The 20,982-nt window shown below is 67.4% G+C and carries 19 protein-coding genes; 7 read left to right on the forward strand and 12 right to left on the reverse strand.

The window, feature by feature from the left end; translation table 11 throughout:
• The first annotated feature begins 7 nt into the window (after window positions 1-7).
• Window positions 8-1,222, forward strand: a complete 1,215-nt coding sequence (locus tag ACGRVM_RS02920) for an NADP-dependent isocitrate dehydrogenase (protein WP_377168871.1) — start codon at window positions 8-10, stop codon at window positions 1,220-1,222.
• A 173-nt stretch (window positions 1,223-1,395) separates the two neighbouring features.
• Here the strand turns inward: ACGRVM_RS02920 and ACGRVM_RS02925 are convergent, their stop codons facing one another.
• From ACGRVM_RS02925 to ACGRVM_RS02960, 8 genes are all read right to left on the reverse strand, one after another.
• Window positions 1,396-1,635, reverse strand: a complete 240-nt coding sequence (locus tag ACGRVM_RS02925) for a hypothetical protein (RefSeq protein WP_377168869.1) — start codon at window positions 1,633-1,635, stop codon at window positions 1,396-1,398.
• Window positions 1,636-1,854: 219 nt separating this feature from the next.
• Complete coding sequence (locus tag ACGRVM_RS02930; protein WP_377170017.1) at window positions 1,855-2,685, reverse strand: ATP-binding protein; 831 nt, start codon at window positions 2,683-2,685, stop codon at window positions 1,855-1,857.
• Window positions 2,686-2,702: 17 nt separating this feature from the next.
• Window positions 2,703-3,602, reverse strand: a complete 900-nt coding sequence (gene tatC / locus ACGRVM_RS02935; RefSeq protein WP_377168867.1) for a twin-arginine translocase subunit TatC — start codon at window positions 3,600-3,602, stop codon at window positions 2,703-2,705.
• Window positions 3,599-4,306: a Sec-independent protein translocase protein TatB gene (gene tatB, locus ACGRVM_RS02940; RefSeq protein ID WP_377168865.1), complete on the reverse strand. Its 708-nt coding sequence runs from the start codon at window positions 4,304-4,306 to the stop codon at window positions 3,599-3,601. Before tatB ends, tatC begins: the two co-directional genes overlap by 4 nt.
• Before the next feature lie 7 nt (window positions 4,307-4,313).
• Entirely contained in the window at window positions 4,314-4,559 is a 246-nt protein-coding gene (locus ACGRVM_RS02945; RefSeq protein ID WP_377168863.1) for a twin-arginine translocase TatA/TatE family subunit, read from the reverse strand.
• A 153-nt stretch (window positions 4,560-4,712) separates the two neighbouring features.
• Window positions 4,713-5,795 carry an ABC transporter ATP-binding protein gene (locus tag ACGRVM_RS02950; protein WP_377168861.1) on the reverse strand — a complete coding sequence of 361 codons (1,083 nt, stop codon included), beginning with the start codon at window positions 5,793-5,795 and terminating at the stop codon, window positions 4,713-4,715.
• Between the two features lie 101 nt (window positions 5,796-5,896).
• Window positions 5,897-7,267, reverse strand: a complete 1,371-nt coding sequence (locus tag ACGRVM_RS02955; RefSeq protein WP_377168859.1) for a sodium:proline symporter — start codon at window positions 7,265-7,267, stop codon at window positions 5,897-5,899.
• Between the two features lie 120 nt (window positions 7,268-7,387).
• A complete protein-coding gene (locus ACGRVM_RS02960) occupies window positions 7,388-8,167 on the reverse strand; it encodes an SDR family oxidoreductase (RefSeq protein WP_377168857.1) in 780 nt (259 codons plus the stop codon).
• 238 nt (window positions 8,168-8,405) lie between these two features.
• Between ACGRVM_RS02960 and ACGRVM_RS02965 the strand changes: the two genes are divergently transcribed.
• From ACGRVM_RS02965 to ACGRVM_RS02985, 5 genes are all read left to right on the forward strand, one after another.
• The gene (locus ACGRVM_RS02965) at window positions 8,406-9,410 is read left to right on the forward strand and encodes a Hint domain-containing protein (RefSeq protein ID WP_377168855.1); all 1,005 of its coding nucleotides are present in this window, start codon (window positions 8,406-8,408) and stop codon (window positions 9,408-9,410) included.
• Between the two features lie 48 nt (window positions 9,411-9,458).
• Window positions 9,459-11,066 carry a peptide chain release factor 3 gene (locus ACGRVM_RS02970; protein ID WP_377168853.1) on the forward strand — a complete coding sequence of 536 codons (1,608 nt, stop codon included), beginning with the start codon at window positions 9,459-9,461 and terminating at the stop codon, window positions 11,064-11,066.
• Between the two features lie 650 nt (window positions 11,067-11,716).
• Window positions 11,717-12,379, forward strand: coding sequence for a sugar transferase (locus ACGRVM_RS02975; protein ID WP_377170015.1), 663 nt, complete (start codon window positions 11,717-11,719; stop codon window positions 12,377-12,379).
• Window positions 12,380-12,382: 3 nt separating this feature from the next.
• Window positions 12,383-13,411: a CpsD/CapB family tyrosine-protein kinase gene (locus ACGRVM_RS02980; RefSeq protein WP_377168851.1), complete on the forward strand. Its 1,029-nt coding sequence runs from the start codon at window positions 12,383-12,385 to the stop codon at window positions 13,409-13,411.
• Window positions 13,412-13,493: 82 nt separating this feature from the next.
• The gene (locus ACGRVM_RS02985) at window positions 13,494-14,810 is read left to right on the forward strand and encodes a GumC domain-containing protein (RefSeq protein ID WP_377168849.1); all 1,317 of its coding nucleotides are present in this window, start codon (window positions 13,494-13,496) and stop codon (window positions 14,808-14,810) included.
• Between the two features lie 4 nt (window positions 14,811-14,814).
• Here the strand turns inward: ACGRVM_RS02985 and ACGRVM_RS02990 are convergent, their stop codons facing one another.
• Entirely contained in the window at window positions 14,815-16,173 is a 1,359-nt protein-coding gene (locus ACGRVM_RS02990) for an oligosaccharide flippase family protein (RefSeq protein ID WP_377168846.1), read from the reverse strand.
• A gap of 122 nt (window positions 16,174-16,295) precedes the next feature.
• Here ACGRVM_RS02990 and ACGRVM_RS02995 point away from each other — a divergent pair, with 122 nt between their 5' ends.
• On the forward strand, window positions 16,296-17,558 hold the full coding sequence (locus ACGRVM_RS02995; protein ID WP_377168844.1) for a glycosyltransferase family 4 protein: 1,263 nt from the start codon (window positions 16,296-16,298) through the stop codon (window positions 17,556-17,558).
• Here ACGRVM_RS02995 and ACGRVM_RS03000 read toward each other — a convergent pair.
• From ACGRVM_RS03000 to ACGRVM_RS03010, 3 genes are read right to left on the reverse strand one after another with little or no spacing between them, the layout of a single operon-like run.
• Window positions 17,495-18,310, reverse strand: a complete 816-nt coding sequence (locus ACGRVM_RS03000) for a glycosyltransferase (RefSeq protein WP_377168842.1) — start codon at window positions 18,308-18,310, stop codon at window positions 17,495-17,497. The two genes, ACGRVM_RS02995 and ACGRVM_RS03000, sit on opposite strands and share 64 nt — an antisense overlap.
• A complete protein-coding gene (locus ACGRVM_RS03005; protein WP_394624016.1) occupies window positions 18,307-20,022 on the reverse strand; it encodes a hypothetical protein in 1,716 nt (571 codons plus the stop codon). Before ACGRVM_RS03005 ends, ACGRVM_RS03000 begins: the two co-directional genes overlap by 4 nt.
• On the reverse strand, window positions 20,019-20,966 hold the full coding sequence (locus ACGRVM_RS03010; protein ID WP_377168838.1) for a hypothetical protein: 948 nt from the start codon (window positions 20,964-20,966) through the stop codon (window positions 20,019-20,021). Before ACGRVM_RS03010 ends, ACGRVM_RS03005 begins: the two co-directional genes overlap by 4 nt.
• Between the last annotated feature and the right edge of the window lie 16 nt (window positions 20,967-20,982).

Genomic DNA, 20,982 nt, shown 5'->3' on the forward strand with positions numbered 1-20,982 from the left:
CCGCCCCATGTCCAAGATCAAGGTAGAAAACCCGGTCGTCGAGCTCGACGGCGACGAGATGACCCGCATCATCTGGGATTTCATCAAGAAGAAGCTGATCCTGCCCTATCTCGACATCGACCTGAAATACTACGATCTCAGCATCCAGTCCCGCGACGAGACCGATGACCAGATCACCGTCGATGCGGCCCATGCCATCCAGAAATACGGCGTCGGCGTCAAATGCGCGACCATCACCCCCGACGAAGGCCGGGTCGAGGAGTTCGGCCTCAAGAAGATGTGGCGCAGCCCCAACGGCACGATCCGCAACATCCTCGGCGGCGTCGTCTTCCGCGAGCCGATCATCTGCTCGAACGTGCCGCGCCTCGTGCCGGGCTGGACCCAGCCCATCGTGATCGGCCGCCACGCCTATGGCGACCAGTATCGCGCGACCGACATGAAATTCCCCGGACCGGGCAAGCTGTCGATGAAATTCGTCGGCGAGGACGGCACCGTGATGGAGGAAGAGGTCTTCGACGCGCCCTCCTCCGGCGTCTACATGGGCATGTACAACCTCGACGAGTCGATCCGCGATTTCGCCCGCGCCTCCTTCAACTACGGGCTCAAGCGCGGCTATCCGGTGTACCTGTCGACCAAGAATACCATCCTCAAGAATTACGATGGCCAGTTCATGATCATCTTCCAGAAGGTGTTCGACGAGGAGTTCAAGGACAAGTTCGACGAGGCGGGCCTCACCTACGAGCATCGCCTGATCGACGACATGGTCGCCTCGGCGATGAAATGGTCGGGCGGCTATGTCTGGGCCTGCAAGAACTATGATGGCGACGTGCAGTCCGACACCGTGGCGCAGGGCTTCGGCTCGCTGGGCCTCATGACATCGCAACTCATGACGCCCGACGGCAAGATCGTGGAGGCCGAGGCGGCCCACGGCACCGTCACGCGCCACTACCGCCAGCACCAGAAGGGCGAGGAGACCTCGACCAACTCGATCGCGTCGATCTTCGCCTGGACGGGCGGCCTGCGCCATCGCGGCAAGCTCGACGGCAACGAGGCGCTGACCAACTTCGCCGAGACGCTCGAGAAGGTCGTCGTCCAGACGGTCGAAGCGGGCCACATGACGAAGGACCTCGCTCTGCTGGTCGGCCCCGATCAGAAATGGCTGACCACGATGGGCTTCCTCGAGAAGGTCGACGAGAACCTGAACAAGGCGCTCAACGGCTGATCTGCCGGATCGGAGATGAACGAAGGGCGGGCCGATCGGCCCGCCCTTTTGCGTTTGTTGAGCTGGATATGCGCATCGAGAGATCTGGTCAAACGAGCGGGCATAGGTCCGCTGGGGAGAACAAAACCGTCGTTTAAGGAACGATGCACAAAATCCATTTCAGAATTTGCGCATCAGTTAAGAGTTTCCAAGAGATAAAATACTGCAGCCATGATCATTAGAACAAAAATTAGTATGGTCACTTTGATAACTTTCCAAATTCGTCGCCACCCGCCACGTTCCAACCAGTCGAACGCCTCTTCAGTGGCTTCTTTGATCATCGCGTCAGAAAACTTTTTCTTGCCGACACCGACGTCGATTGCCCGCTTATCGCTCCGACGCTCTCGGGCGAGGTCTCGCTTATTGTTCGTCATCGCTGATGCCCGCCAAATATCCGGAGCGGTCTCCCGCGCTCTCATCGCTTACAGTCACCGCCCGTATCTCGGCACGTATCGTTGGTGCAAAGATACTGCTCAATTTCATATTGTTTCGTCTTTTGAGAATCCGCAATGCGTGCAGCGCGCAGCATTGGGCAAGATGGGCACGAGATAAAGCCGTTCACGACGCGCAGACCCGCACCACGCATAGCCAACCTACCCCGGCAATCGCACCCCGTGCCGCCCCGCCAGATCGGTGATGAACTGCCATGCCAAGCGCCCCGAGCGGCCGCCGCGCGTGGCCTGCCATTCGATCGCCTCGGCGCGCAGGGCCTCGTCCGAAATGTCGATGCCGAAAGCGTCGCAATAGCCCCGGATCATCGACAGGAACCCGTCCTGATCGCAGGCGTGAAAGCCGAGCCAGAGGCCGAAGCGGTCGCTGAGCGAGACCTTCTCCTCCACCGCCTCGCCGGGATTGATCGCCGAGCCGCGCTCGTTCTCGATCATGTCGCGGGGCATGAGGTGGCGGCGGTTCGACGTGGCGTAGAAGATCACGTTCTCGGGCCGGCCCTCGATCCCGCCATCCAGAACCGCCTTGAGCGATTTGTAATGCTGGTCGTCATGGCTGAAGCTCAGATCGTCGCAGAAAAGCACGAAACGCGCCTCCGCGCCGCGCAGGAGCGCCAGAAGCCGGGTGACGCTCGTCAGGTCCTCGCGCTGCAATTCGACGATCTTGAGCGGCAGGCCCTGCGCCACCACTTCGGCATGCACCGCCTTGACGAGGCTCGATTTTCCCATGCCGCGCGCGCCCCAAAGAAGCGCGTTGTTGGCCGGAAATCCGCGCGCGAAATGGAGCGTGTTTTCCAGCAGCGTGTCACGCGCACGGTCGATCCCGACCAGAAGCCGCATATCGACGCGCGCCACGTCGGGCACGGGTTGCAGGTGATCGGGCGAGACGTGCCACACGAAGGCGTCGCAGGCCCCGAGATCGGGCGCGGGGGCGGGCGGCGGGCTGATGCGTTCGAGCGCGGCCGCGATCCGCTCCATCGGGTCCGCCGCGGCGCTCACGAGCGCTTGTCCTCGCCGACCTCGTCCTCGGGATGGGCGCCCGTATCGGCCTCTTCCTCGTCCTCGTCATCGAACCACAGACCTTCGGCGCGCAGTTTCGCCTCGCGCTTGCGCTCGACGCGGGCGACGAGCTGGATCGAGATTTCGTAAAGGCCATAGACCACGACGAAGAGGATGCCTTGGGTGATGACATCGGGCGGCGTCACCAGCGCGGCGAGGATGAGAATGCCCACCACCGCGTATTTGCGCACCGCGCGCAGACCGCCGGCGCTGACCAGCCCCGCCTTGCCCATGAGCGTGAGCAGAACGGGCAGCTGGAAGCAGAGGCCGAACGCCACGATGAATTTGATGGTGAGGTTCAGGTATTCCTGCGCCGAGCCCTGGAACACAACGCTGAGCGGGGCCGCGCCTTGCACGCCATCCACCGCCTCGCCCGAGCTGCCGAATTGCTGGAAGCCGAGGAAAAAGTCGTAGGCGAGCGGCGTCACCACGTAAAAGGCGAAGGCCGCGCCCAACAGGAACATGAATGGCGACGCGATCAGGAAGGGCAGGAACGCGCCCTTCTCGTTGCGGTAGAGGCCCGGCGCCACGAAGCGCCACATCTGGTTCGCGATGAAGGGAAAGGCGAGGATGAAGCCGCCCAGAAGCGAAACCTTGATGGCGACGAAGAAGCCCTCTTGCGGGCTGATGAAGATCAGGTCGCAATCCTGCCCGCGATCGGCCAGAACCGAGCAAAGCGGCGCGGTGAGATAGTTGAAGATGGGCGTCGCGACGGTGAAGCAGATCACCATGCCGGCGAGGAAATACATCACCGAGTGGATGAGGCGGGTGCGCAGCTCGGCCAGATGCTCGATCAGCGGGGCGCTGCTATCCTCGATCTCGTCGCCGGTGCTCATGATTTGGTCTCGGTCCTAGCCGTGGATTTCGCGACGGTCTTGCTGGCCGTCTTGGCGGCGGGTTTGGCCGGAGTCTTGGCGGGCGACTTGGCCGATGCCTTGGCGGGCGACTTGTCAGCGGGAGCCGCCTTGGCCGGGGCCTTCTTCGCGGCGGTGGTGGACGCCTTGGCAGGTGCCTTGGCGCTCGGCGCGGCCTTCGCGGGCGCCTTCTTGGTCGCAGCGGCCTTGGCGGGTGGCTTGGCCTGAGCATTCTGGGCCTCACCCGCCTTGCTCGAGGTCTCGCTCTTGGCGGACGCCGCTTCGGCCTCGGCCTTCTCGCGGTCGAGCCGCTCTTGCGTCTTCTTGGCGGAATGGGCGGTGATCTTGTCCTTCGCCGCCTGCCGCTCGGGCGAGAGAGGCTCGGGCGCCTGCTTGGGCTTGCCGGCATCGCGCGTGGCCTGGGTGAAGCTCGTCGCGCTCTTCTTGACCTCGTTCATGGCCGAGCCGATGGGATTGCTGGCCTTGCGCAGCGTGTCGGACATGCCAGACACGCCCGCATCATCCGCCGCATCGTTCATCGCCTTCGAGAATTCGCGCGCCATGCCCTTGGCCTTGCCCACGAATTGCCCGACGGTGCGGAACATTCCGGGCAGATCCTTCGGGCCGACCACGATCAGCGCGACGATTCCGATGACCAGCAGCTCGGTCCAGCCTAGGTCGAACATTCCGGTTTCAGACCTTGTCTTTTTTCTTGGATTTCACGTCATCCTTGGGGGTCACGTCGCGCACCTCGTGATCGACATCGGCGTCCTTGGCGGATGTCTCGATCTCCTTGTTGCCCTCGTCGATCCCCTTCTTGAAGGAGGTGATGCCCTTGCCGACTTCGCCCATCAGCGACGAGATCTTGCCGCGACCGAACAGCACCAGCACGACGACGGCGATCAGAAGAAGGCCGGGAAGGCCGATATTGTTGAGCATGAAGTCTCTCCCTTGGGTTCGGGTGCGTGCGAGCGCCCCGCTTCATTCACTGCGACCTCGTATTTAAACCTTGGCGCAGCCGGTTGAAAGGGCAAAGCGCGCGGCGCGGGGGCGCGATGCGCTAAAAATGGCTGTGCGCCCCTGCCCCGCCCATCAACTCGCGGGGAAGACGAAGCAGCGATCGCGCCGCAGCATGAGCCAGAGCGGCTTGCCGGGGCTGGGCAGAAAGACGTTCGGCACCGTCGCCTTGAGGATCGAGCCGTCGTGATCCATGCGGAACTCGACGATGCTTTCCGAGCCCATGAAACGCGCCCGCTCGACCACGCCGCGCGCGGGCGTGCCGTCCTGCGCGGTGGGATCGGGGCCGCGTCCGCCCCGGTCGAAATCGATCTTGATGTGCTGCGGGCGGATCACGATATCGACCTCGGCGCCGTCGGGCACGCCGGGCGCGAGGAAATGGCCGAAGGGCGTTTCGGTCAGAGCGCCGCGCACCGTGCCCCGTATCACGTTGATATCGCTGAAGAAGGCGACGGCGTCCTTGTCCACGGGCGCGTTGTAGACATTATAGGGCGCGCCCTGCTGCACGATGCGTCCGCCGCGCATGAGGGCGATATCGTCGGCCATGCGCATCGCCTCGTCGGGCTCGTGCGTGACTAGAAGAACCGCCGCGTCCTCTTCGCGCAGGATGTCGAGCGTCTCGTCGCGGATGCCGTCGCGCAGGCGGTTGTCGAGGCCCGAGAAGGGCTCGTCCATCAGCATGATGCGCGGGCGCGGCGCAAGGGCGCGGGCGAGGGCCACGCGCTGCTGCTCGCCGCCCGAGAGCTCGTGCGGAAAAGATTTCGTGTAATGCGCGAGGCCCACACGCTCGAGCAGTTCGGCCACGCGCGCCCGGGTCTCGGCCTTGGTTCCCGACAGACCGAAGGCGACATTGCCCTCGACGCTCAGATGCGGAAAGAGCGCGAAATCCTGGAACATGAGGCCGATCTGGCGCTCCTCCGGGGGCACGCGCGCGCTGCCGTCGCAGATCACCTTGCCGTCGACGCGGATCGTGCCGCTGTCCTGCGTCTCGACCCCCGCGATCATGCGCAGCGTCGTCGATTTTCCGCAGCCCGAGGGGCCGAGAAGACACGTCACCTGCCCCGGCATCACCGACAGCGAGATGTCGTCCACCACGAGCCGGCCGTCATAGCGGCGGCTGAGCTGGTCGATCTGCAAGCGTGGCGTCTGCGCGGGCATGAACGGGCCTTGGTCAGGTGCGGGTATCCGACCGAAGCGGTCGGGAATGCCCTCGGACCTGCCAGATAGCAACGCCCCCCGGCCCTTGCAAGCTCTGCCGGTCAGTCCGCGCGCCGCGCGCCGGCCAGTGTCGCGGCGAAGCCGAACACGAGAACCGCCACGCAGATCAGCAGAAGCTGCTCGTATTTATGCGCCTCGGGCAGGATCGCCATGGCCCAATCCGCGCCCCGCGCGAAATAGAGAACCGCGCCCGCCATCGCCGCCGCGAAGGCCGCGAGATAGGACCAAAGCGCGATGCGCCGCCCCATCACGAGACCCACGATCAGGATGGGCGTGAGGAACATCGACGCCGTGCCGCTGACCGCGACCGCATCGAACAGCGTCTGGTTGCCCCAGAGCGTCAGCGCCGCGCCGAGCGCCATGAAGGCGCACATCGCGATCCGCCCCGAGGCGAGGCTGCGCGCGCCGAGGCACAGCTCCTCGACCACGAGCCGCGCCGCGCTCGCGAGCGCCGAATCGAGCGTCGAGAGGGCGGAGACCAGAAGCGAGACAAGCAGCGCGACATAGAGCCAGGCCGGGAACATCGCGGACCACGTGCCCAGAAGCTCGCCCTCGTATTCCGCGCCGATCACTCCCGCCTGAATGCCGAACATCCCGAAGGCGATGATGCAGAGCGTCGAGATCCAGAATGCGTGCAGAAAAGAGCGGCGCGTCGTCTCGCGATCCGCGAGAAAGCCACGATCCATCATCACCGGATCATGCGCGGGGTAGGAGAAGACCTGCAGGAGCGCTACGAGGAGGAGCACCTGTCCGTTCCACGCGCCCGAGGTTCCGGGCGCGGTCAGCACGCGGCCGAGATCGAAGCCGGGACTGAGGATCAGCGCCACGAAGGCCGCGGCGAAGACGGCGAGAAAGACGCTCATCTGCAGGACATCCGTGCGCAGCGCGGCGCTCAGCCCGCCACAGGCGCTGTAGCCAAGACCGAGCAGCGCCACGAGCAGGATCGACGCCTCGCGCGCGATGCCGATCTCGGGCAGCACCGCCGCGAAGATGAGGCCGACCACCAGGAGGTTGGCGAAGACTTCGGAGAGGAGCCGCAGCGCGATGACGAGATTGTAGCATGCGGTGCCGGTGCCGCCGAACCGCGCCCCGAGCCAGTCCTGCACCGAGCCCGCGCCGCCGTCGCGCAGCCGCGCCACGATATAGCCGCCCGTCAGGAACGAGCCGTAATAGGCGGCATAGGCGAGCGTGCCCCAGATCCCGTAGAAATAGCCGAGAATGGCCGAATTCATCAGCGAGCGGGCGAAGATCCAGGTCGTGACCTGGCTCAGCACCAGCACCCAGAGGCCGGGCGCGCGCCCGGTCTCGCCCCGGCCGCCGAAAAAGCCGTCGACCGTGGCGCGGCGCGGCGCGGCGATCAGGCTGGCGAGGATGATCGCGCCGAAAACGGCGATGATGATAGCGGCTTGCATGACTGTCCCTTCCCGTGGCGGCGCCCGTCGCGGCGCGCTCTCTTTCGGGAAGGGCTACCCCGGCCCGAAGGCCGGGGCCATCGGCAATCGCATCGCTGGCGAAACCGTGATCGGCGCGCGCTACATCGTGAGCGAGGTGGCGCCCCCATCGATGAGCAGATTCTGCCCCACGATGAATCCCGCCTGCACCGAACAGAGGAAAGCGCAGGCCGCGCCGAACTCGTCCGCGGTGCCGTAACGGCGCGTGGGAATGCTCGCATAGCGCCGCTCGCGCGCCTCCTGCATGGTGATGCCCTCGGCGTCGGCCACCCGCCCGTCGAGCTGCACCGCGCGGTCCGTCGCGTGGATGCCGGGCAAGAGGTTGTTGATGGTCACGCCCTGCGGCGCCACCTGCCGCGCGGTGCCCGCGACATAGCCCGTCAGCCCCGTGCGCGCCGCGTTCGACAGCCCCAGCGCCGGGATCGGCGCGCGCACCGATTGCGAAGTGATGTTGACGATCCGGCCCCAGCCGCGCTCCATCATGCCGGGCAGCACGGCCTTCATCAGCGCGATGGGCGTGAGCATGTTGGCATCGAGCGCGGCGATGAAATCGTCCCGGTCCCAATCGCTCCAGAGACCCGGAGGCGGGCCGCCCGCGTTCGTCACAAGGATATCGAGAGCGCCGGCGGCCTCAAGCACAGCCGACTGCCCTTCTGCCGTGGTGATGTCGCAGGCCACGGTCATCACCTCGACGCCGAACTCGGCGCGGATCGTCTCGGCGGCGGCCTCGAGCGCGTCCTGCCCCCGCGCGTTCATGACGAGGTGCACTCCCTCGGCGGCGAGGCTGCGCGCGCAGCCCAGCCCCAGACCCTTCGACGACGCACATACCAGAGCGCGCTTGCCGCTCAGACCCATATCCATCTACACTTCTCCCATGCGATGGGGCGACCCGCGCGATCATGGCACGGCCGATGCCCCGTTTTTGGCCGAAGGCGGGCGCAAGAGCGCCACAATCGTCCGATAGTGCAGACCCTAGGCCAGAGCCGAGGGAGGAAAAAGCCCGGATCGCCCTGCCCTCTGCGCCTGTTTTCCGCGCGCCGTGGCACGCCTCTTGCAGGGCGCGCTTGACCCGGCCGCGCGAATGAGAGAGCGAGACGTGATGACAACTGCCTTCGTTCAGATCCTGCCGGTCTATCTTGCGCGCGACATCACCGTCGTGAGCGGCGCGAATCTGGGCGATGCCATCTCCTTCGCCGAAGAGCTCGATCTCGACGACGTCTACGAAATGGGTCAGCGCGCCCAGTCCGTTCGCCTCTCGGTCCAGCCCGAAAGCGGCGGCGCGCTGCGGATCGCCGATGGCTCGGCGATCGGAACGCCCGGCCACGCCGTTCATCTCGACAGCGCGCTGACGCTGATGACGGCGAACGGGACCACGACCGAAATCCTCGTGATGGTCGAGGTCGATGACGCGGGCGATGTCGAGGCCGTCTATGCGATGCCCCTCGCCCAGATGACTGCCCGCTGCGAATACACGCTCGTCGGGATCGACCGGGACGCCGCCCGCGCGCGCTTCGCGCAGGTGGCTTGCGTCTCCTTCTCGCGCGGCACGCATGTCACGCTCGCCTCGGGCGCACAGGCCCCGATCGAGACGCTGAGGCCGGGCGACATGGTGCTGACGCGCGACGACGGGCCGCGCCCGCTGCGCTGGATCGGCGCCGCGACCGCGCGCGCCGTGGGCGATTTCGCCCCGATCCGCATCCGCGCGGGCACGCTCAACAACGCGGGCGATCTTCTGGTCAGCCCCGAAAGCCGGCTCTTCATCTATCAGCGCAGCGACGCGCTCGGCGCGGGACGCCACGAGGTGCTGGTGCGTGCGCGCCTTCTGGTGAACGGCAGCAGCGTCATCCAGGAGCGCGGCGGCTTTGTCGATTACTTCCAGCTTCTCTTCGACGAGCACCAGATCATCTATGTCGAGGGGATCGGCGCCGAGACGATGCTGGTCGATCCGCGCACGCAAAGTGTTCTGCCCCCCGATCTGCCCAACGGCCTCGCCGCCCCGCGGCGGGGGCACGAGCGCGCGGCGCATCTCGATTTCGAGGTGCAGTCGCGCCTTCTCGATCATCCCGACGCCGCCGAGATCCTGCGGCGCGCGTCGATCCGCTGACACGCGCCGGGCATTGCGCGCGCGCGCGCGCCGCACTATACGCGCCTCATGCTGGACACCGCACCCAACCGCCCCGATCTGCCGCCCGAAATCGCGCGGCGCCGCACCTTCGCGATCATCTCGCATCCCGATGCGGGCAAGACGACCCTGACCGAGAAATTCCTGCTTTTCGGCGGTGCGATCCAGATGGCCGGACAGGTCCGTGCCAAGGGCGAGGCGCGGCGCACGCGCTCGGATTTCATGCAGATGGAGAAGGATCGGGGCATCTCCGTCTCGGCCTCGGCCATGTCCTTCGATTTCAAGGATTTTCGCTTCAACCTGGTGGACACACCCGGCCATAGCGACTTCTCCGAGGACACCTACCGCACGCTGACCGCCGTGGACGCCGCCGTGATGGTGATCGACGGCGCCAAGGGCGTCGAGAGCCAGACCCAGAAGCTTTTCGAAGTCTGCCGCCTGCGCGATCTGCCCATCCTCACCTTCTGCAACAAGATGGACCGCGAGAGCCGCGAGGTCTTCGACATCATAGACGAGATCCAGGAAAACCTCGCAATCGACGTCACGCCCGCAAGCTGGCCCATCGGCATGGGCCGCGATTTCGTCGGCTGCTACGACATGCTGAACGACCGGCTGGAGCTGATGGATCGCGCCGACCGCAACAGGGTGGCCGAAAGCATCGAAATCAAGGGTCTGAGCGATCCCAAGCTGGACGAGCATCTGCCCGCCGCCGCCGTCGCCAGACTGCGCGAGGAGGTCGAGATGGCCCGCGAGCTTCTGCCGCCGCTCGACGCGCAGGCCGTGCTCGAGGGGCATATGACGCCCATCTGGTTCGGCTCGGCCATCAACAGCTTCGGCGTCAAGGAGCTGATGAGCGGCATCGCGACCTACGGCCCCGAGCCGCAGCCCCAAAGCGCCGAGCCGCGCCAGATCGCGCCCGAAGAGGAGAAGGTCACCGGCTTCGTCTTCAAGGTGCAGGCCAACATGGATCCCAAGCACCGCGACCGCGTGGCCTTCCTGCGCATGGCGTCCGGTCATTTCAAGCGGGGCATGAAACTCACGCATGTGCGCTCGAAGAAGGCGATGACCGTCTCGAGCCCGGTGCTCTTCCTCGCCTCGGACCGCGAGCTGGCCGAGGAGGCCTGGGCCGGCGACATCATCGGCATCCCGAACCATGGCCAGCTGCGCATCGGCGACACGCTGACCGAGGGCGAGGCGCTGCGCGTGACAGGCATCCCGAGCTTCGCGCCCGAACTTCTGCAAACAGCCCGCGCGGGCGATCCGATGAAGGCCAAGCATCTGGAGAAGGCGCTGATGCAATTCGCCGAGGAAGGCGCCGCGAAGGTGTTCAAGCCCGCCTTCGGTTCGGGCTTCATCGTCGGCGTCGTCGGCGCGCTGCAATTCGAGGTTCTGGCCAGCCGGATCGAATTGGAATACGGCCTGCCCGTCCGCTTCGAGCCGTCGCAATTCACCTCCGCGCGCTGGGCGCTGGGCAGTCAGGCCGCCATCGACGCGTTCATCAAGGCGAACCAGACGCATATCGCGCATGACAATGACGGCGACGTCGTCTATCTCACCCGGCTGCAATGGGACATCGACCGCGTCGAGCGCGACTACCCCGATATCCGCCTGACTTCGACCAAGGAAATGATGGTCTGAGACCGCTCGGAAGGCGCGGCGCTATAACGGCAGAGCGGTCTTGCAGTTTACCCTACGGCATGCTCCAAGTGGCGAATTTCGGGCCTTTTCGCCGCCATATGAGCGTTGCGAATTTGCCGCGACTTCGTATAAATGAAGCACCGCCTCGGCGGTATAGATAGGCTTGTCGAAACAATGGGGGTTGCTTCGTCCGGTCGTTGCCGTTTTTGCATGGAAAGACACGCGTAAGTTGCATCAATCGTCGCGCGCCGGGCCTCATTCGCCCCAAGCCGGAAACGAAGTGTTTCGCTAGATTTTTCTGAAGTTCGCAAAGACCGATGCTACTTTCGATCTTGTCGAAATAAAGGCAATTCGGAGGCACGCGCGCGGCGCGGCGACGTGCGGAGGCGGTCATCGAGGACCGCCGGAGCAACGCACTGACGGACTTTCGGACATGCCTGCCCCGCATCCGATGCGGGTATTCGAGGCGCTGTGCCTCGGATGGTTTGTATGAGTGCGCGGATGGGGGTCCGCGCCGTGTTGAGTGGGTGAGTTAGGCTGCCATGTCCGACGCCAATATAGACATCGCGCACGCGGCGGCGCCGCGCATCGCCGTGCCGGCCTATCGCGTCGGGCGACCGCAGCACTCGGCGCAGTCGGCACGCTACGACATGGCGCCCGCGCAAGGCCATCATGCCTATGTCCCGCCCGCGCCTAGGCGCGACCGCCCCTACCGGCTCGTCGGCAAGCGCTGCCTCGACATCGCGCTCGTGGTGCTCGCGGCGCCCGTGGCGCTGACGCTCATCGCGGTCGCCGCGCTGGCGCTCTGGATGGAGGGGGGCGCGCCGTTCTACCGTCAGGCGCGGCTCGGCAAGGGCGGCAGCCGCTTTTCGATCCTCAAGCTGCGCACGATGGTGCGCGATGCCGACCGGCTGCTCGAGGTCCATCTGGCCGCCGATCCCGCGCTGCGCGCGGAATGGGACACCACGCAGAAGCTGCGCAATGATCCGCGCATCACGCGCATCGGCTCTTTCCTGCGCAAGACGTCGCTGGACGAGCTGCCGCAATTGTGGAACGTTCTGAGGGGCGACATGAGCCTCGTCGGGCCGCGCCCGATGCTGCCCGAGCAATTGCCGATCTACGGCGATGCCACGCATTATTTCGCCCTGAGGCCGGGCATCACGGGCTATTGGCAGGTCTCGCAGCGCAACGAGGGGGCGTTTCGCACCCGCGTCGCGCTCGACGCGGCTTATGACTACGACGTATCGCTCGCCGAGGATGCCAAGGTGCTCTGGCGCACGGTCGGCGCGGTGATGAACCGGACGGGGTATTAGGCCATGTTCCAGCGTTTCAAGGAGAGCGGGCGCCGAACCGAGCGCAAGCCGCAAGGCGACGCGGCGCCCCAGAAAGACGACGATCTGCCCTTCGATCTCGAGCTGACGCGCCGTGTGAGGGGCGCGCGCATGGCGCCGAAATGGGGCACCCGCGATCCCGCCGAGCCGCCGCTCATGGGCGAGGGCTTCGACGCCGAGGCGTTCGAGGCGTTCGAGGGCGAGGATATGGACGATGTGGCGGACCTGCCCGATCTATCGGAAGAGCCGCGCCTCTGCGAGCTGGTCCTGCGCGATGACATCCGCTCGGGCTGGTCCGGCGCCTGGGATGCCCTGCCGACCGCGCGCTTCGGGCATGGGAGCGCACCGCTCGAGGTGCAGGCGCGGCTGCTCGGGCAGGACCGCGCCATCCTGCGCGCCTTCGACGATCTGCGCACGCAGCTTTTGCGCACGATGCACGGCGCGGGCTGGTCGCGGATCGCGATCACGGCCCCGACGGGCGGGTCGGGCGCCAGCTTCACCGCCCTCAACCTCGCGCTGTGCATCGCGCGCATTCCGGGCATGCGCGCGCTTCTGATAGATCTCGACCAGCGCGACCCGAGCATCGCCGCGATGCTCGGCATGCGCGCGGGCGGCGGATTGCAGGCGCTCCTCGCGGGCGAGATCGCGCCCGAAGAGCATCTGGTCAAGCCTTGCGGCACGCTCGCCCTCGGTCTCGGGCGCGGACGCTCGGAGACCGCCTCCGAGCTGTTGCACGCGCGCCAAACGGGCGCGGTGGTGGACGACATGCTGGACAGGCTCCACCCCGATATCGCGCTTTTCGATTTGCCCGCCATGCTCGAGCATGACGATCTGGAGGCGTTTCTGCCGCATGTCGATGGGGTGCTTCTGGTCGCGGACGCGACGCGCACGTTGGCGCCCCAGATCACCGAATGCGAGCGGCGCCTCGAGGGCAAAACGAACCTTCTGGGCATCATCCTGAACCGCACCCGCCCCGAACGCCGCAGCCGCGCGGGCGCCCGCCGCGCCGCCTGAGCGCGCGGCCTCCCGCCCACTTGACGGAGCCGCGCTCTGCACCGACGCTATCGGCGGCGCGTCACAATCTCGCCCATTTACCATGGCAAACGGGACATGCGCGGGCGGCGCGCCACCCGAGGCGCATGGCACCAAGGACCACGCAGGAGACGACGAGCGGATGGGATCGATCTTCTCGATTTCCGATTTCTTCGACATGCTGCGGCGCCGCCGCCGCCTGATCGCGCTCGTCTTCCTGCTTGGATGCGTCCTGTCGCTCATCGTCGCGGCGGCGCAGCGGCACATGTACACCTCTTCCGAAGTGCTCCAGATGCAAGGCGCCGTGATTCCGGGCGATCTCGCACCCTCGACGGTGCAGGGCTCGTCCGCGCGTCGCCTGCAACTGATCGAGCAGCAGGTGATGTCGCGCGGCGCGATTCTCGCGCTGATCGAAGAGCTCGGCCTCTTCACCGACCAGCCGGGCATGACCGATGTGCAGCAGGTGGCCGCGATCCGCGAGGCGGTCAGCATCACGGGCGTCGCCGCCGCGCGCGAAGGGTTCAGCGACGACGGTCAGGTCTCCTTGCTGCGCATCACCGCGGACTGGCCGACCGCCGCCGGGGCGCAGGCCCTCGCGCACGAGATTTCGCGGCGCACCGTCTCGCTCAGCGTGGCCACGCGGCTCGATCAATCGCGCGAGACGCTCGATTTCTTCATGTTGCAGGAAGACAGGGCACGGCGCGATCTGCAAGCGCTCGAGCGCGAGGTCAGCGCCTACCGCGAGGCCAATACCTCGGCCCTGCCGAGCGCGACCGAAGCCGTCCAGCGCGAGATCGCGGCGCTCAACGAGGCGATGATCGGGATCGACCGGCGGATGATCGCGCTCGGCCGCCAGATCGCCGCCCCCGCCGAATCGCGGGTCGAGCGGCGCGCCCGCGAAGAACAGCAGGCCGAGATGGAGGGCCTCGCCGAGGAGCGCGCGCTCCTTCAGCGCAATATCGACGCGCTCGGCGCGTCGATCGCGGACACGCCGGAGACGGCGGCGCAGCTCGAGGATTACGCGCGCCGGATCACCGCCCGGCAGGAGGCCGTGGAGGCCGCCACGGCCCGCCGCAAGGAGGCCGAGGTCGCTTACCAGCTCGAGACGCAGCGGCAGGCCGAACGTCTGACCGTGCTCGAACCTGCGGCCCTGCCCGATTACCCCTATACGCGCTCGCGCAAGGCGCTGGCGGTGCTCGGTGCCTTCGCGAGCCTTGTCGTGGCGATCGGCGCGGCGTTCCTCATGGACCTTCGCCATCCGGTGATCCGCTCTGCGGCGCAGATGGAACATGCGCTGGGGCTTCGGCCGGTCGTGTCGATCCCGCAGATGCGCCCCCCGCGCCGCAAGCGCAGCCTGCGCGACCGGCTTTTGCGCCGCTGATCCGTCAGAGCGCGGTCAGCGCCGCGATCGCGTCCCGATGCAGCCAAAGCGCCAGCGCCGCGAGGCCGAGCGCCCCGAGGCCGAAGGCCGCGTCATGCTGGGCGTCCCAGGCGTCATGCCGCCGCGCGAGCCGCACCAGCAGCGGATAGCTCGCCACCAGCCCCGCGCCCATGCCGGCCAGCGCCCCGATGAGGCCGAAGGCGGCGAACCCCGCGTAAAGCATCCCGATCTGGAGGACCGAGCGCAGCGCGGAATAGACGAAGACCCCGCGCGAATCGCCCGCCGCCAGCGCAGCCCGGTCATAGCTCAGCCCGATGGCCTGCGGCAGGAAGCCGAGCGCGATCAGCACCATCATCGCTCCCGCCGGGGCGTAGCGCGGATCGTAGAGCAGCCCCACGAGCCACGGCCCGGCCAGAGCCATGACAGCGAGAAGCGCGAAAATCCCGCCCGTCATCAGCACGCGCATCTTGCGCAGCCGCGCGCGGTTCGACGCGCTCTCGCCAGGGGGTCGGTCGCGGTAGATGGGTATGAGGATCTGCTGCGCCAGAGTGCCCCCCAGAAGCATCGGAAAACTGGCGAGGAAAAAGCCGATATTGTAGATGCCGAGCGTGCCGAGGTCCAAGAGCGCGCCGAGGATCGCCTTGTCGCCCTGCGCGCTGACGAAGGCGAAAGCGGTGCTGAGAAAGATCCATTTGCCGAAATGCACCTGCTCGTGCAGCGCCGCCCGCTCGAGGCCGAAGCGGTTGCTGAGACCGGGCAGGAAGGCCGAAGTCAGCGCCAGCTTGGCCGCCGCCGTGATGACCGATCCGAGCACCAGCGCGATCACCGACCCGGTGGCCAGCGCGAGGCCGATCATCGCCGCCACGCCCACCGCCTGCGCCGCCAGATCGAGCGCCGTCAGCCTGCCGAAGACGAGATGCCGATGCGCCGTCTCGATCCGGGTCGGAAGAAAGCCCGAGATGACCAGCGCAAGCCCCGCGATGGGCAGGTAGAGGGCGAGGTCGGGCTCGCCGTAGAGCCGCGCCATCGGCAGCGCCAACACCAGCGTCACGGCCCAGAGCGCGGCCCCCCGCATCACCTGGATCGTCCAGGCGGTATTCAGAAAGGCCGGATCGTCGCCGCGCTTCGACTGGCTGATCGAGGGGCCGATGCCGACATCCGAGAACATCATCAGCCCCACGGTCACGACCGTGACCAGCGTCATGAGGCCGAAGGCTTCGGGGAAGAGCAGCCGCGTGAGGATGAGGTTCGACGCAAGGCGCAGGGCCTGAGCGCCCGCATAGCCGATCATCACCCATGTGGCGCTGCGCAGGATGCGCGCGGTCAGCGCACCGCCCATGAAGGCCGAGCCGAGACGCCTCATGCGCGCGCCTGCCGTGCGCGGGGGCCACCCTTCACCGCGAAATGGGCGCGGCTGGGCGCAATGGCCTTGTGCGGCGCGGTGCGGCGGCTAGGCTGCGCATCAGCCAGCCGGAGCGCCGTTTCTTGAAGATCGCCTATATCCTCAACACCTATCCGCAGCCCTCGCACAGCTTCATCCGCCGCGAAATCCGCGCGCTCGAACGGCAGGGCTTCGAGATCGACCGCATCGCGATGCGCGCCGCCGATGTGCCGCTCATCGATGCGGGTGATCGCGAGGAGGCGGCGCGCACGCATTATGTTCTGCGCGCCGGGGCGCTGCGGCTTTTGCGCGATCTGGCTTATATGGCGTGGCGCGCGCCCCGCCGGATGGGCGCGGCATGCGCCCTCGCCAGGCGCTGCGGCGCGCGCAGCGAGGTGGGCCGGCTGCGCCACATGATCTATCTGGCCGAGGCCGCCCATGTCGCGCGGCGCTGCGCCGCGACCGGCGCGCTCCATGCCCATGCGCATTTCGGCACCAACGCGGCCGCGGTGGCGATGCTTTCGCATGTCATGGGCGGGCCGCGCTACAGCTTCACCGTCCACGGACCCGAGGAGTTCGACGCACCGCGCAGCCTTTCGCTGGCCGAGAAGATGACGCGCGCCGCCTTCACCGTCGCGATCAGCAGCTACGGGCGCGCGCAGTTGAGCCGCCTTGTGCCGCATGATCTCTGGGCGCGCATCCGCATCGTGCATTGCGGGATCGAGCCTGAGCTTTTCGCGGCGCCCGCCCCGATACCCGGCGGGCCGCCGCATCTCGTCGCGATCGGCCGTTTCGTCGAGCAGAAGGGCCAGATGATGCTTCCGGGTGCCCTTCGCCGCGCGCTGCGCGAGGCGCCGGACCTGCACCTCACGCTGATCGGGGACGGCCCTCTGCGCGGCGCGCTCGAAGCGGACATCGCGGTGGCGGGGATCGGCGGGCATGTGACGCTCGCCGGATGGCAGGACGAGGCGGGCATCCGCGCCGCTCTCGCGCGCGCGCATGCGCTCGTCATGCCCAGCTTCGCCGAAGGGCTGCCGATGGTCGTGATGGAGGCGATGGCCGCCGCGCGCCCGGTCCTCGCGACCCATATCGCGGGTACGCCCGAACTCGTTCAGGACGGCGTCACCGGCTGGCTCGTTCCAGCAGGCGACGAGGCGGCGCTGGCCGAGGCGATGGTGCGGGTGGCGAAGACACCGCAGGGCGATCTGGAGGAGATGGGCGCGGCGGGCCGCACCCGCGTTCTTGCGCGGCATGACGCGGATCGCGAGGCCGCGAAGCTCGCCGATCTCTTCCGCGAGGCGCTTCATCGCCCGCGCACCCAGCCGCCCGGCCCCGGAAACCGCACGGCGAGCGACACCGCCCCATAGACGCAAAAACCCGCAGGATCGCGCAACGCAAGGCCGAGCAGCCCGCCGAGGCCGAGCCTTCGGCGGCCATCGTTGCGCAGGAGCTGAGGCCAGCGCGTTGCGATCTCGGCCACGCCGCGATCCTGCCGGCGCCGCACGCGCACCAGCCGCCGCCAGCCTTCGACCATCGGCCAGCTGTAATGCGCGGGCACGCGGATACGCTCGGCGGGCGCGAAATGGAGGCGCACGAAGGTGTCGTCCGAAATGATCTCGGGCCACTCGCCCCAGCGCGCGCGCCCGGCGGCATTGACCGCATAGATGCCGAAGCCCTGCACGCCCTCCGTCATGAAGGGAAGGCGGCGCCAGAACCGCGCATAGGCGCGCGTCACTGGGCTGCGCGCCTCGGCCACGATGGGCGTGCCGCTCGCATATCGGGGTTCGGCGCCCTCGAGCGCCTGGGCGAGCTGCGCGATCAGGTGCGGCGCGACCAGCACATCGGCATCAAGATAGATGCGGCTGTCATGCGCCGCCGCAGCATCACCCAGACCCAGCGCGCGCAGCTTGCCGCCTGTCTTCGTCTCGATCACATGAAGATCGCGCCCCGGCGCCTGATGCGCGCGCGCGAGCCGCGCGGTGGCGTCGGTGCAGCCATTTGCTATCACGATCACCTGCATGCCCACTCCGCCCAGATCGGAGGCGAAAACGGCATCGAGGCAGGCGTCGATATAGCCAGCCTCGTCATGCGCCGGAAGGATGACGCTGACCGCGCTCACATCCGCGCCTCGATGGCGCGCCAGCGCGGATTGGCGTCGCTGGGCCAGCGCATCGCGCCCCAGGAGCCCCATTTCCCGGGGGCGGAGACATCGTTGAACTGGTTGAACGGCCCCGCCCCGAGCGCCGCCCAACTATCCATGAGATCGGCATAGAGCGCGCCCATCTCGGGACTGTAGTTGAGATGGACGAAAAACTCGGTGAGCGCGTCGTCGTCCACCTGAAGGCCCAGCCCGACGACATGGCTTCCGCCCTCGTACATCGTCAGCGCGAGGCCGTGCCGCTCGGCCACCTCGGCGTGATAGGGAAAGATGCGCTGCACCAGATCGGCCAGCGTATCGTCCGCCTCGCCGCTCTCGGCGCCGTCGCGCAGCTCGGCGGCGGCGCGCGCCGTCGCCGCATCGAAGCGGTGCCGTGCGACATGCGCGGCGAGCGCATCGCCGGCGAGGCCCGCGGCGCGGCCCGCCCCCTCGGCGTCGGCGCGGCTTTCCTCGAGCCAGCCCGCGATCTGCGCGCGGCGCCTGTCGGTGCCCAGAACATGGCCGAAATAGCCTGTGATCGCATAGGCATCGAACGCATCCACCGGCGCGGGCCAGCCTTCGTCGAGCGCGAGCGAGGGCGTGAGGATGTCGGCCTCGAGCCCCAGCCATCCCGTTTGCGTGCCGATCACATTGACGAGCCGCGCGCGCTCGGCCCCGAAGACGTCCGACCAGATCAGCGCCACTTCGGACGCGCGCAGCCCGTGAAACTGCGCGCCGCGATCCTCGACGCCCCAAAGCTCGAGCGCCTGCGCATCGGCCCATTCGGTCTGCGCGAATTGCCAGTTCCAGACTTCGTTGGAGAATTCGACATGGACGCGCATCCCGTCCGGCAGCCCCGGCAGAAGCGCATGCACTGCCTCGGCCATCGCGCGCACATAGGGATCGCCCGCGAGATGCGGCACGCAGATCCACGGCTCCGCCCCCGTCTCGGCCGCGAGCGCCATGATGATCCCGAGCGGCGCCCCATGGCGCGTGTAGGAAAAATCATCGACCCGCGCGCGCGCCTCCCACTCGCTCGCCTCGGAATCGTTGGTGTTCATCCAATCCATGAAGCGCAGCCCGCGCATCCGCATCATGGTCTCGAGCCAATCGGGCCGGAAAATCGCGCCATCTTCATGTGCTGCCTGAAGGTCTTCCCGCACTACGCTGATATTGCGTATGTAATCACCTGTCCCATTCGGATCGACCCGCTGAAGACGGATTTCGACGGGGCCGGGTCCGGGCGTGAAATCGAAGCTGACCTCGCCCGCGCCGTAGCGCACGTTCTGCGCCCGGCCCGCGACCTCGACGATCCCCTCGCCCTCGAAGCGCAACACATAGCGCCCGGCCAGCGCGGTGGCCTCCTCGGGCATGTCGGTGAGAATGACCGTGCCGATGGAGCCCAGATCACGCGGCAGGCGCATGGGCCATCCTTGCGCGTCGAACAGCCCCTCGGCCTCGAGCGCGGCGAAATCGCGCCCGCCCCATTGCCCGGGCAGATGGCCGATCCAGCGGCGCGCGGTCTTGAAAACGACGATGAAGGGCTGCTCGGTGCTCCAATCGGTGATCGGAGCGAGGTTGACGGCGACGCCCTGACCCGCGATCGCCCCGGCCTCCTGCGCCTTGCCCAGATGAGGCGCGAAGGGCGCGGCGGCCAGCCCCGCGAGGACGGCGCGGCGGCTGAGCGGCATCATGGCGCCACCCCCGTCATCGGCATGGCGGAGACCACATCCCAGACCGTCTCCTGCATGACGCGGGCGAGCTCGGGTCCCGGCTCGTCCGCCGGGCTCCCATCCGCGCGGGCGAGCGCATGGGGCAGGCCCACGGGCGAGCGATGATAGAGCACCGCGTAATGCGTGAGCGCCACGAGGTAATTGCCCAGATCGCTCGGGTGGATCATGTCCTGGCTGCCATCTTCGGCCAGGCGGAAGAGATCGGTGCGATCCGTCATCGGCCCGATCCCGCCCGCCGCCTCGACGCGCCGCACGAGCGCCGCCATGACCTGGCCTGCCGGGATGAGGCGGATGGGCGGCGCATCCGCCGTATGCGCCGGGCGCAGAAGACGCGAGACCCAAGCCCCTTGCAGATCGCGACCCAGCCGCTCGAGCCAGCCCGCCTCGTCGTCGAGGCGGTGCCATGTCTCGTAAAGATAGAGCCGCGTGCCGGGGTCGGCCTGCCGCGCGAGGCCCGCCCACTCGGCCAGGTATTTGGCCGAGGCGTGATGCCGGATCGCGTCTTCGATCTCGACCATCTCGGTCAGGATCACGGCGTCATAGGTGCCGCTCGAAATCGCCTCGCGCGCCGGCGCGAAACGCGGATGATCGTTTTCGGCCTCGAAGCCGTTGATGGGCAGGTCCGGCTCCCAATGCTCGCGCAGCGACGTGCCCCAGCCAAGCTGGCTCATGTAAGCGTGGGGTGCCGGCGCGAGCTGCTCGAGCATGGCAGGCATGTCCCGCCCGACGAGCGAATGGCCGAGGTGATAGACGCGCATCCCTGCTTCGGGCGGGACGGAAGGCGCCGCATGGGCCGCCGCGAAGGCCTCGGGCGAGACGGGCGCCGCGCGCATCGCCCAGAGCGCCGCCGCACCCGCAAGAAGGACGGCGCCCGCGCCCAGCCAGATCATCATGCGCTTGCCCATTGCGGCCCCGCCCCTC

The organism is Roseovarius aquimarinus, assembly GCF_043661195.1.
Classification (GTDB): Bacteria; Pseudomonadota; Alphaproteobacteria; order Rhodobacterales; family Rhodobacteraceae; genus Roseovarius; species Roseovarius aquimarinus.

What these genes read in the sequence shown, in the direction of transcription:
- ACGRVM_RS02920 (WP_377168871.1), top strand. Translation starts at nt 8, where the DNA reads ATGTCCAAGATCAAGGTAGAAAACCCGGTCGTCGAGCTCGACGGCGAC.
- ACGRVM_RS02925 (WP_377168869.1), bottom strand. Translation starts at nt 1,635, where the DNA reads ATGACGAACAATAAGCGAGACCTCGCCCGAGAGCGTCGGAGCGATAAG.
- ACGRVM_RS02930 (WP_377170017.1), bottom strand. Translation starts at nt 2,685, where the DNA reads ATGGAGCGGATCGCGGCCGCGCTCGAACGCATCAGCCCGCCGCCCGCC.
- tatC (WP_377168867.1), bottom strand. Translation starts at nt 3,602, where the DNA reads ATGAGCACCGGCGACGAGATCGAGGATAGCAGCGCCCCGCTGATCGAG.
- tatB (WP_377168865.1), bottom strand. Translation starts at nt 4,306, where the DNA reads ATGTTCGACCTAGGCTGGACCGAGCTGCTGGTCATCGGAATCGTCGCG.
- ACGRVM_RS02945 (WP_377168863.1), bottom strand. Translation starts at nt 4,559, where the DNA reads ATGCTCAACAATATCGGCCTTCCCGGCCTTCTTCTGATCGCCGTCGTC.
- ACGRVM_RS02950 (WP_377168861.1), bottom strand. Translation starts at nt 5,795, where the DNA reads ATGCCCGCGCAGACGCCACGCTTGCAGATCGACCAGCTCAGCCGCCGC.
- ACGRVM_RS02955 (WP_377168859.1), bottom strand. Translation starts at nt 7,267, where the DNA reads ATGCAAGCCGCTATCATCATCGCCGTTTTCGGCGCGATCATCCTCGCC.
- ACGRVM_RS02960 (WP_377168857.1), bottom strand. Translation starts at nt 8,167, where the DNA reads ATGGATATGGGTCTGAGCGGCAAGCGCGCTCTGGTATGTGCGTCGTCG.
- ACGRVM_RS02965 (WP_377168855.1), top strand. Translation starts at nt 8,406, where the DNA reads ATGACAACTGCCTTCGTTCAGATCCTGCCGGTCTATCTTGCGCGCGAC.
- ACGRVM_RS02970 (WP_377168853.1), top strand. Translation starts at nt 9,459, where the DNA reads ATGCTGGACACCGCACCCAACCGCCCCGATCTGCCGCCCGAAATCGCG.
- ACGRVM_RS02975 (WP_377170015.1), top strand. Translation starts at nt 11,717, where the DNA reads ATGGCGCCCGCGCAAGGCCATCATGCCTATGTCCCGCCCGCGCCTAGG.
- ACGRVM_RS02980 (WP_377168851.1), top strand. Translation starts at nt 12,383, where the DNA reads ATGTTCCAGCGTTTCAAGGAGAGCGGGCGCCGAACCGAGCGCAAGCCG.
- ACGRVM_RS02985 (WP_377168849.1), top strand. Translation starts at nt 13,494, where the DNA reads ATGGCAAACGGGACATGCGCGGGCGGCGCGCCACCCGAGGCGCATGGC.
- ACGRVM_RS02990 (WP_377168846.1), bottom strand. Translation starts at nt 16,173, where the DNA reads ATGAGGCGTCTCGGCTCGGCCTTCATGGGCGGTGCGCTGACCGCGCGC.
- ACGRVM_RS03005 (WP_394624016.1), bottom strand. Translation starts at nt 20,022, where the DNA reads ATGATGCCGCTCAGCCGCCGCGCCGTCCTCGCGGGGCTGGCCGCCGCG.
- ACGRVM_RS03010 (WP_377168838.1), bottom strand. Translation starts at nt 20,966, where the DNA reads ATGGGCAAGCGCATGATGATCTGGCTGGGCGCGGGCGCCGTCCTTCTT.